Here is a 9,200-nt window from a genome sequence, read left to right as displayed (position 1 = left end):
ATCGCCAAGGGCGCCGGCTCCGGACTCTCCAAGATCGGTGACATCACCAAGGGCCTCAAGGGCATCTCCAACATCGAGATCCCCAAACTCCCGGACAACGCGATCACCCTGCCCGAGGGTACGGCGATGCTGCCGGACGGCACCTTCCACCTCCCCGAGGGGGCGAAGATCCCCGAGGGCGGTGTCAAGCTCCCCGACGGGAACGTCAAGTTCCCCGACGACGTCCCCGTCGTCCCGGAGAACACCACCAAGCTCCCGAGTGCTCCGGACAATCCCGGCCAGTACTTCGACCAGGACGGGAACCTCCTCGACAAGGACGGCAAGGTCGTCCAGCACATCGATCAGGCGGTCAAGGAGCCCTCCCCCACCATCCCGCACACGGACGGCAGCGGCCCCGCCACCCCGCACACCGGCACCACCGACTCGCCCACCCCGCACACCAACGGCCCGGCCAAGGAACCGGCCCTGGTCAGCGTCGGGGCGAACACGGCGGACAACGTCGCCCACGTCGGCGCCCACACGGGCGACAACGTCGTCCGCCTCGGCAGCGACATCAGCGACCCCGTCCACCTCGGCGACAACCTCCCCGGCAACCATCTCGGCGACAACCTCCCGGGCGGCCATGTCGGCGACAACCTGCCCACGGGCCACGTCGGCGACAACCTCCCGGGCGGCCATGTCGGCGACAACCTCCCCGGCGGCCGCGCCGACGACCTCGGCCACGGCCCCAACGCCGGCCACGAACCGCCCGGCACCCACAACACCGGCGACGGCCCAGGCGGCCCCAACGGGCCCCATGACCCGCCCACACCCCACCACAATGACCCGACCACGCCCCACAACGGCGACCGCACACCCAACAGCCACGCCGACGACGCCGCCCACCACGCCCCGGACGAAACCACCCCGCACCACACGGGCGACGACACCCCGCCGCATCACGACGACGCCGGGCACGGCTCCGATGGACCGGACGGCCCCGATGGGCCTGATGGACCGGACAGCCCCGGCGACGTGCCGCACGCCAACCCGATCGACCCCCAGCCGCAGTGGCACGGCCAGAGCGCCGACAAGATGCGCCACTACCGGCGCCCGGCACTGGACGTCTCACATCTGCCGCTGGACGAACAGCTTCCGCTGCTGGAACACGAAGCCTCCGCACTCGCCGACGACGCCTTCAAGGCTCCGCCAGGAGCGGCGTCCCCGGGGCAGAACTCGCTCACCACCGGCTGTGCGGGAAGTTTCCTCCACGACAGCACGATCACCGCTCACACCAGCACCACCAAGATGCACGGGCAGACCCTCCCGCACACACACAAGGTTCTCGAGGGCATACTGAAACAAATCGACAATGACGCCAAGGCGGGCATCATCGAGAAGACAGGGAGTGGCCATGGAAAATGCGCCGAAATCTCTCTGATCAGCGACCGACTGAGCCAGCTCGACCCGACCGGGACGAACATTCGCACGATCGATGACGCTCGACGCGCTTTGGAGGGAGGAACCATGCACACTAGGCGCATCGGAGACTATGTCATCAAGAAGACCGGAGAAGTTCGGGCACGTCACGGAGATTTCTTGCCCCCGTGCGACACCTGTAAGCATATTCTCCCCCAGCTCGGAATCCGCGTACATCTTTAGATGAAAGCCCACAGAACAGGAATCCCCTATGCCCTCGACTCGACCAACCAAGGAAGTCCTCGATTGGCTGAATCGCAACGGATGGTTCCCCGGAAGAGATATCGGCGACTCCGCACAAGACCTGATTCAGCTGAGGCTCCAGGACGCAGAGTCGCAGGGCTTCCCTCTTGAGGCCGTGGAGGCAGCCGTCCACGTAATCCGCACGTACGGGCTCCTCAATCTGGAGCACCCGAGGGCTTCGCATTCGGCATTTGAAATGGAGCCGACCGGCGGATACGACGGGGACGCCCGGGAGATTGCGGAGATGGCCACCAACCTGGGCGTACCGCTCTTCCCTGTGGGATTCGAGTCGTCAGAGCTAGGAATCATCCTGGTGGACAAATTCGGTCGATGGTTCCTTCTACACCACACCGGAGGATATTTTCTTGGCGAAGACGCATATGATGCATTCTCTCGCTTTATCACAAACGCCGAGACTCCGGATGCGGAGGACTTCTTTGTCTGATCAATTCCCTGCCGTAGCTTCCTCGTTGCTGATCGGCGGCCAGATCGTCAGTCATACGAGTCTGATCGGTGAAGGAATCGTCAACCTTCATCCCGCCGTCCGGTCGTTCGTCGAGTCGCTGCCTCTCGACGTACGCAAGCTGTTCACTGGTCGCTGTGCGGAATCCGCCCTTGTGTCCGACCAGTTGTGGTCCCTCGATTCATCGAGGGTCGACGGCCATACGACCACGCTCGACGAAGCAGCACCGCACTTCGCGGGCTCCGCGATCATCTCCAAGATGATCCGAGGTCAAGGGCACCCCGATCACGGCAGGACCACGGAGCCGTGCGAGGTCTGCGGCCTGCTGCTGCGTAAGCTCGGTGTGCGGGTGATGACCTGACAGGTACTGGCCTGACAGGTGACGTCTAACGGAGGTATGGACGCGCATCCGCGCCATCACCGTGACACTGCGTGGCCCCGGCCGATATCGGTGCCCCTAATTTGAGACGGTCGAGAACGGCACATGCATGTGCCCGCCCGGTTCCGACTTCATGTCAGGAGGACGGCCTTGGTCGCCACCACCCCCGTCGCCCGATGGTCCTGGGGCGACCCCGGGCATGAGACCGACCTGGTCCAGGAAGCCGCCCGCAGGTTCTCCACCGCACTCGGCGTCCTCGGCCGCCACCGCCTGGGCACCCCCCACGGCGGAAAGGTGACCGTTCTGGTCCCGGAGCCGGGGCGCCAGGACTTCGTGCTCCGAGCGGATCTCCCGGCCGACGACGCCCTCGTACCGACGATCGTGCGGAGGATCGGCGACGGCAAGGTGGGCGGGGTGGAGCTGTCCGCGTCCTGCGACGGCCTCGTCGAGACGTCCGCCGGGGCCAAGGTGGTCGAAGGGCTGTTCCGGCTCGCGGTCAACGTGTCCGAGAGCTTCTTCCACGTGGAGCTGACGACGTTCTCCGACGCCTGGATGCCGTACGACCTCCGGGGGCGCCAGCAGGACGACGTCTTCACGCGCAACCAGCCGCGCCTGGCCGCGGCCCTGGCGGACCTCTCCGAGGCCCTCGGCCTGGAGACCGACCCCGAGGACCCGACCTGGTTCGGGATCCCCACCGAAACGGGCGTGGAGAACCACTTCGAGGACGACGACGGGTCGCCGTCCGACGTGTGGGGCCGGTTCGAGATCCCCCAGCGCAACGGGATCTTCAGCCAGACCCCGCCGTTCACGGCCTCCTACCGCCGTCAGGCCACCGGCCGCGTCCAGTACCTCCCGGTGCTCGGCGGGAAGGGCCTCCTCGGATACCTGTGGGCCTCGGACGCCGAGAACGCGGCCAGTTTTGAGCCGCGGGACGCCGCCGATGTGGACGGCTACCGGGCCGGCCTGGTCTGGCTGGACCGCCTGCAGGCCGCCTACGACCGCGGGCTGTCGCCCTCGGCCGCACTGGCGGAACTGGCCGGCGCCCCGTCGGACCCCGTGGCCGGGCAAGCCGCAGGAGCCACCCTCCTCCACGCGGGCGACTTCGCGACGCTGCGGGAGCTGGCCGCGAGCTGACCCGGGGCACCCGCAAGGGACACCGACGAGGACCCGCCGGGCCCTGAGAACCGGAGACCGTCATGGCACTTCCCCGCATCGATATCGACGACCCGGAATTCGAGATGGACGAAGGCGAGGTCGTCTCCTACCAAGGGCGGAGATTCACCGGTGAGGTGGTCGAGTACCAGCGCGGCGCGCTCGTCAGCCTCGTCACCTACCGGGACGGGCTCGAGGACGGGCCGTCCCAGGAGTGGTACGTGGACGGGACACCGAGGTCCGAGGGAACGCTGCGGGCCGGTTTCCCCATCGGCGAGTCCAAGGACTGGCACCCCAACGGGAGACTCGCCTCGCGGGTACTCATGAGCGCGAACGGGTTCCGGCAGCTGGAGATCACCGAGTGGGACGAGAACGGAAAGCTGACGAAAGAGTGGCGCGCCGACCAGGGTGACCCGCCCGGTTCCGACTCCGTGCCAGGAGGACGGTCTTGACCGCCACCGCCACCATTCCCGTCGCCCGATGGTCCGTGCGTGACCGCGGGCATGCGCCACCGGTCCGACACGGCGCGTTCCCCCGTACCGGACACCCGCGAAGCGACAACGGAGAGAACGGATGCGTTCCGATCAGCTGACACCCGACGTACGTGAGTGGCTCGTCGCCCATGGCTGGGCACCCGGCCATGATCTCGGGGCGCGGGCCGATGCGAGGATTTCTATGTCTGAGCAATTTCCTGCCAGGGAACTCCACTACTCGGGCAGCGCCCTGGCGGAGACATGATGATCGCCGACTTCTTCCAGGAACTCTGGCCCTCTTCTTTCGGAACCCCGAGGGGAAGCATTCATGATTTCCTCGCGCCGGAACCCTACGAGGACGCCGAGCAGATCGCGCAATACCTCCGGTGCGGGCACGAGATATTCAGTGTCATGGGAACCTCCGAGGACGTGCTCGGCTCCGGACGCACCATACTCGGGGGCGACTCCATACCTCTCCGACGGGAAATGGATCTGGCGTGGCGACCTCTGGTTCTACGTCCGGACGCACCATGTGGAACTTCCCGCGGAGTTCCTCGCCGATGTCAGGGGGAACAAGCATCTGGTGCCGCCCGAGGACGCGCCCCGGATCATCCGGATCGCCCGGTACGTCGATGCCCGCATCTCATGGGCCGGTGCCGGGGAGTCCGTCAGCCCTTGACCCCGACCACTCCCCATCCCCGGTCCGCCGCCTCGGTGAGGACGCGGGCCCACTCCGTCAGCAGGTGGACGAAGCCGTGGTCGAAGTCGGCGGGCCGGCCGTCGGAGGACACGGCCGCGGTGTGCTTCGCGAACGGTTCGCGCAGGCCGTCGAGGAGTGGGTGTACGCGTTCCCACGTGGCGGCCAGTTCGCGGACGCCCTCCGGTGAGCGGGCGAGCAGCAGGCTGGTCCCGCACGGTGGCGCGTCAGCGGATTCGGCGGCCGTCGAGGCGAAGAACTCCAGGTCCGTCCGGCCCGATTTGCCGTCCGGGCCGTCCCAGATCAGGCCGAGCAGGAAGTCGTCCAGTTCGGCGCGGAGCGACGGGTCGGCGTGGTCGCGTACGTGGTCCCAGTGGTGCGTGACCCAGAAGTGCGGCTTGTACGACCCGAGCGTGTACAGGAACTCGTAGACGGCGAAGCGGTCGCTGTGCGGGCCCTTCGGCCACGCCCAGTCGCCCCGGACCGTGGGTGCCTCGTAGTCCCACAGCCCCGTCTCGTCGGCGTCCCAGGCGCGCCAGAGCCTCGACAGCCGTTCACGCGCGGGCACTTCGCCCAGCCACGACCAGTCGACGACCATCACCGTGATGTCTAAACCCATACGGCGAGGCTACCGATCACCGCCGGGCGCCGCAGCGGGAGCGGCGACGGGACGGGATGTGGGAGTGTGCGGGGCATGGTCGAATCCTGGGTCCTTGCCGGCGGTGCCGCCGTGGTCTGTGCCGAGGACGTGACGGAACTGCTCCGGACGCGGATCGCCGGCGGCGTGCTGGAATCGGTGCTGGAGAGCGAGTCCGGGCGGACCCTGTTCGTCGTGAGCAACACCGGGCGCGCCATGGTGATGCTGCTCGACCATGCCGGCGACCCGGGCGAGCATGCCACGGACCCCGGTGCGGAGGGGTGGAGCGACGGCTACGTACTCGCCAACGGGCAGGAGGACGAGTACCCCGACGCGGACACCGTGCCGCTCGCCGAGGGGCTGCGCATCGTCCGCCACATCCTCGCCACGGGCCGGCCGCCGTCCGACGCGTCGTGGACGGTCGACCGCTGAGGGCGGGGGCCGGGCCGGGACGTCAGGCGGACGCGCACTCCGTCATCTCCGGTTTGTTCGGCGGGTCCGGCCTGTCCAGCAGCGGGCCGAGGTACTTGTTGAACAGCCGCTGCCACTCCCCGTCGTCCATGATCTTCCGCAGCGAGGCGCACACCTCGCGCTTCAGCCCCTTCTCGTCCGGCTTCATCGCGACGCCGTACCCCTCCGCGCCCGGCCCGCTGTCCAGCCGCTTCAGCCTGTCGGGGTTGCGCTTGACGAATCCGGCGAGGATGACGTCGTCCGTGCTCACCGCGTACACCGACGACCTCGGGTCCAGCAGGTCGCGGACGCACCGGTCGTAACCGTTCGGCAGCGACCCCGTCATGTGGTACCCGGCCGTGGGCAGCCATGACTCGTACGTCGAGCTGCGCGCCGTGCAGACCTCGTACTGCTTCTCCTTGAGCATCCGGGAGTCGTCGATCGCCCCTCTCTTCGCCTTCTTGAGGACCATGAAGCCCCGGCTGGCCACGTAGTACGGCCCGGCGAACGCGACGCTGTAGTCAGGGGCCTTCGCGTGCTTGCGCTCCTCGGTGATGCTGTAGGTGGCGATGACCAGGTCCACGTCGCCCTTCTGCAGCATCGTGCTCCGGTTCTCGGTGCTCACGGTCTGGAACGTCACCTGGGAGCGCTCGTAGCCCATCTCCTTGGCGATGGCGTAGGCGAGGTCGATCTCGTACCCCTGGTACGTGCCGTTCTTCTGCTCGCTCAGTCCGGGCTGGTCGGCCTTGACACCCACGTTCAGCCTGTCGTGCGTCTTGATGTACGGCTCCGACCGGGCACCCCGGACCGGTGGTTTGCCCGCCTCCGCCTCGCCGGTCCCCCGCATCCGCTCCACGGTGTACCAGCCCGCGCCGAGCAGCAGGGCCCCGCAGACGACGCCCACCGTGACCTTCCGCCACGACGAGGCCCGCTTCTTCGGCCGGGGCGGGGACAAGGGCCGGGGCGGTACGGGGGGACGGGGGTCCTCGGAGTAGCCGGGCTCCTCCGCCGTCTGCTTCCGCCCTTCTTCCCGCCCCTGGTTCCTGTACGTTCCCCGGGCGACCGGCTCGCCGTCCGGCCCCGGTACTGGGCCCGGCCCCGGCGCCGGGGTCTGCACAGGCACGGGGGCCGTCCTGCGGAGGATGTCGCGGAGGATGTTCTCCGCGCCCTCGGCGCTCAGGCGGCGGGTCGGGTCCTTGTCCATCAGCTGCCCGACGACACCGGCGAGTTCCTCGCCGTACTCCATCGGCAGCGGGGCGGACCGGCAGGCGGCGACCAGGACTTCGTACTCGTTCGGCCGGTCGAAAGGGTGCCTTCCCTCGACCATCTCGTACAGCGTGACGCCCAGCGACCACAGGTCGGAGGCGGCCGTCGCGGGGTACTCCTGGGAGGTCTGGCTGAGGATTTCGGGCGCCAGGTACTTGAAGGTGCCGATCAGTTCACCGGCCTTGGTGAGCGGGGCGGCTCCGTCGAAGGTCGCGATGCCGAAGTCGACGAGGATCGCGAAGTCCTCCTTGGCGAAGAGGATGTTCGCCGGTTTCACGTCCCGGTGCACCACCTTGGCCTCGTGCACCGCACGCAGCCCGCTGAGCACCTGGAGCCCGATCGCCGCCGTACGCCGTACCGAGAGCCGCCGTTCCTCGCGCATCAGGTCCGCGAGCGACCGCGCGTCGAGCAGGTCCATGATGATCCAGACCTGGTTGCCGGACTCGACCCGGTCGTGCACCGCCACCACGTTGGGGTGCCGGATCTTGGCGATGGCCGCGGCCTCGCGCCGGGCCCGCTGCATCATCTGCTCCTGCGTGACCGCCCCGGCGGCGTCCCGGCTGAGCAGGCCCTTTACCGCGACATGCCGGTCCAGGCGGGTGTCCAGCGCCTCCCACACCTCGCCCATGCCGCCGCGCCCGAGGCTGTGCAGGAGCTCGTAACGGCCGTCGATCACGATGTGCGGCACGGGGGCCACGGGCCGGTTTCCCGGCTCCGGGGTTTCCGGATCTCCATGCGCCCTCGGCCGTGGCTGGGACGACTCGGCCGGCCCGCCCGGGGGAGAGTCGCCCGACCAGCCGCTGTGGGCGCCGCGGGGCAGGCCGTCGCCGTCCCCGTGGCCCGAGTCACGACCGGACGTACCCTCGCTGTGCATGCGACCCCCTGTGGACTACATGGATGAAACAGATTAGACGCATAGTCATATGCACAGCGTGGAGCGTCACTTACTCACTTTCCATGTCGAGGGACCACCGGTCGCCGCCCCTCCGCCCTCCGGTCCCCCGGTCGTCCGGCCGCGCACTCCGTCACCGCTGCCCCGCAGCCCTCTCCTTACGCGTTTCCGGCGCCCCTGCCCTCAAGGGCAAGGGGTGTTGCCCTTTCGCTTGGCTCGTTCTTCTACGTGGCTGGTGGCGTCCCCACGCAGTCTGAGGTGGGCGAGTGGGTGAGTGAGCGGCGTTCCGGAGGCCGGGAGGGCTGATGAGGGCGGTTCCGGGACAGGACGGCTCCTCAGTGTCCACTTCCGGGTCGGGGTCGGGGTCTGGTCGGGGTGGTGGTACCCCCCGGCAGAAAGATGTGACTCCCGGCCTCGATGTGTCACGTTCTCCCGCACCGGAGGTCGCCGGCACCCCGGGCCTGCAACGCCTGCATCATCTCCAGCGTGCGGCGGGGAACCGTGCGGTGTCCCGGCTGGTCGCCCAGCGCTACACCCCACCGGTCAAGCCCTCCCCCGCGCAGGCCCCCGGGTTCCGGAAGGTGAGGGCCGACATCGCGGCGAAGAAGATCCGCCTGGCCGTCCACGCCCCCGCAACCACGGAGTCGAAGTCCGCCCAGGACGCCGCCGTCGCACCCCCCGACGACAGGGAGGCCCAGGGCAAGGCCGCCAACGCGGAGAAGATGAACGCCGCGAAACCCGGCGAGTTCAACAAACAGGCCTTCATCGATGCCGTGAACAAGGCCATCGACTCCCAGGCCCCGAAGAACCTCGACGACGCCGACAAGTTCTCCACGTCCGGCAAGGCCGACAAGATCAAGGATGAGGTCGACGGCAAGGTCACCGACGGGAGGACCGCCTCCGCCAAGGACATCGACACCGCCACCAAGGCCCCGCCCGACACCGCCGCGGCCAAGGACAAACCCGTCACCCCGATCTCCCCCGACCAGCCACCGCCCAACCCCGGCGCGCCCCCGGCCGCCGATGCCGTCCCCGCCAGACAGCCCCCCGCCGTCACCGACTTCTCCCAGGGCCCCGCCGCCAACGACCA

Annotated in this window: 9 protein-coding genes and 1 pseudogene; 8 read left to right on the top strand and 2 right to left on the bottom strand. The window is 68.5% G+C overall.

Annotated features, from left to right (window positions below; all coding sequences use genetic code 11):
• The 6 genes from ACWC97_RS33840 to ACWC97_RS33815 all read left to right on the top strand — a co-directional run.
• Positions 1–1,641, top strand: a 1,641-nt coding sequence (locus ACWC97_RS33840) for a YwqJ-related putative deaminase (protein WP_450653643.1), incomplete at its 5' end; no start/stop codon positions are given.
• A gap of 28 nt (positions 1,642–1,669) precedes the next feature.
• Positions 1,670–2,146, top strand: coding sequence for an SUKH-3 domain-containing protein (locus tag ACWC97_RS33835; protein WP_352281193.1), 477 nt, complete (start codon positions 1,670–1,672; stop codon positions 2,144–2,146).
• A complete protein-coding gene (locus ACWC97_RS33830) occupies positions 2,082–2,525 on the top strand; it encodes a YwqJ-related putative deaminase (RefSeq protein WP_450653645.1) in 444 nt (147 codons plus the stop codon). The genes ACWC97_RS33835 and ACWC97_RS33830 overlap by 65 nt, the downstream gene beginning before the upstream one ends.
• Positions 2,526–2,693: 168 nt before the next feature.
• Positions 2,694–3,677: a hypothetical protein gene (locus tag ACWC97_RS33825; protein WP_352281191.1), complete on the top strand. Its 984-nt coding sequence runs from the start codon at positions 2,694–2,696 to the stop codon at positions 3,675–3,677.
• A 62-nt stretch (positions 3,678–3,739) separates the two neighbouring features.
• Positions 3,740–4,147 carry a toxin-antitoxin system YwqK family antitoxin gene (locus tag ACWC97_RS33820; protein ID WP_450653641.1) on the top strand — a complete coding sequence of 136 codons (408 nt, stop codon included), beginning with the start codon at positions 3,740–3,742 and terminating at the stop codon, positions 4,145–4,147.
• A gap of 553 nt (positions 4,148–4,700) precedes the next feature.
• Positions 4,701–4,847 carry a hypothetical protein gene (locus ACWC97_RS33815; protein WP_450653639.1) on the top strand — a complete coding sequence of 49 codons (147 nt, stop codon included), beginning with the start codon at positions 4,701–4,703 and terminating at the stop codon, positions 4,845–4,847.
• Here the strand turns inward: ACWC97_RS33815 and ACWC97_RS33810 are convergent.
• The gene (locus ACWC97_RS33810) at positions 4,837–5,484 is read right to left on the bottom strand and encodes a hypothetical protein (RefSeq protein ID WP_450653637.1); all 648 of its coding nucleotides are present in this window, start codon (positions 5,482–5,484) and stop codon (positions 4,837–4,839) included. The two genes, ACWC97_RS33815 and ACWC97_RS33810, sit on opposite strands and share 11 nt — an antisense overlap.
• A 75-nt stretch (positions 5,485–5,559) precedes the next feature.
• Here ACWC97_RS33810 and ACWC97_RS33805 point away from each other — a divergent pair, with 75 nt between their 5' ends.
• Entirely contained in the window at positions 5,560–5,934 is a 375-nt protein-coding gene (locus tag ACWC97_RS33805; protein ID WP_352281184.1) for a hypothetical protein, read from the top strand.
• A gap of 22 nt (positions 5,935–5,956) precedes the next feature.
• On the opposite strand, the gene ACWC97_RS33800 is transcribed toward ACWC97_RS33805, so the two are convergent.
• On the bottom strand, positions 5,957–7,915 hold the full coding sequence (locus ACWC97_RS33800) for a serine/threonine-protein kinase (protein WP_450653635.1): 1,959 nt from the start codon (positions 7,913–7,915) through the stop codon (positions 5,957–5,959).
• A gap of 701 nt (positions 7,916–8,616) precedes the next feature.
• Between ACWC97_RS33800 and ACWC97_RS33795 the strand changes: the two are divergent.
• Positions 8,617–9,200: pseudogene (locus tag ACWC97_RS33795) on the top strand (hypothetical protein); the annotation flags it as partial.

It is taken from the genome of Streptomyces sp. NPDC001108, from assembly GCF_053598535.1.
Note: the sequence above shows the minus strand (reverse complement) of the source record. Positions and strands in the feature narration are given on the sequence as shown.

Coding starts and splice junctions, on each gene's coding strand:
- ACWC97_RS33810 (WP_450653637.1), bottom strand. CDS start 5,484: ATGGGTTTAGACATCACGGTGATGGTCGTCGACTGGTCGTGGCTGGGC.
- ACWC97_RS33830 (WP_450653645.1), top strand. CDS start 2,082: ATGATGCATTCTCTCGCTTTATCACAAACGCCGAGACTCCGGATGCGG.
- ACWC97_RS33820 (WP_450653641.1), top strand. CDS start 3,740: ATGGCACTTCCCCGCATCGATATCGACGACCCGGAATTCGAGATGGAC.
- ACWC97_RS33805 (WP_352281184.1), top strand. CDS start 5,560: ATGGTCGAATCCTGGGTCCTTGCCGGCGGTGCCGCCGTGGTCTGTGCC.
- ACWC97_RS33835 (WP_352281193.1), top strand. CDS start 1,670: ATGCCCTCGACTCGACCAACCAAGGAAGTCCTCGATTGGCTGAATCGC.